General features: G+C 70.0%; 1 protein-coding gene. It reads right to left on the bottom strand.

Features of this window, described 5'->3' with window-relative positions; genetic code table 11:
* Positions 1-759, bottom strand: a 759-nt coding sequence (gene cysD, locus PUR53_RS08200) for a sulfate adenylyltransferase subunit CysD (RefSeq protein WP_329907870.1), incomplete at both ends; no start/stop codon positions are given.

Below are 759 nucleotides of genomic sequence, written 5' to 3'. Positions count from 1 at the left end.
GTGCACGACATGTCGCCGACCGTCCGGTACCGCACCCGCCGTTTCTCCACGGTCTCGTTCGCGCGCGGCCCGCCCCACTCGCCGGCGGTCAGCCACATCCCGGCCCGCTGGAACACCTCGCGCTCGTGGGCGAAGTAGATCTCGGGCAGTTCGATGCCTTCGCGGGCGATGTACTGCCAGACGTCCAGCTCGGTCCAGTTGGAGAGCGGGAAGACGCGGACGTGCTCGCCGGGGGCGTGGCGTCCGTTGTAGAGGTTCCACAGCTCGGGGCGCTGGCGGCGCGGGTCCCACTGGGAGAACTCGTCCCGCAGCGAGAACACCCGCTCCTTCGCGCGGGCCTTCTCCTCGTCCCGGCGGCCACCGCCGAAGACGGCGTCGAACTTCTCCGCCTGGATCCTCTCCGTCAACGGCACGGTCTGCAGCGGGTTCCGCGTCCCGTCGGGACGTTCGCGCAGCACCCCCCGGTCGATGTAGTCCTGCACGGACGCGACGTGCAGCCGCAGCCCGTGCTGGGCGACCGTGCGGTCGCGGTACTCCAGCACCTCGGGGAAGTTGTGTCCGGTGTCGACGTGCAGCAGGGAGAAGGGGATCGCGGCGGGCGCGAAGGCCTTCAGTGCGAGGTGCAGCATGACGATGGAGTCCTTGCCGCCGGAGAAGAGGATCACCGGCCGTTCGAACTCGCCCGCGACCTCGCGGAAGATGTGGACCGCCTCGGACTCCAGCGCGTCCAGGTGCGACAGGGTGTACGGGGTGCCGGTC

The sequence above is a fragment of the Streptomyces sp. SP18BB07 genome, assembly GCF_036322545.1.
GTDB lineage: Bacteria > Actinomycetota > Actinomycetes > Streptomycetales > Streptomycetaceae > Streptomyces > Streptomyces deccanensis.
This window is presented reverse-complemented; position numbering and strand designations above follow the sequence as displayed.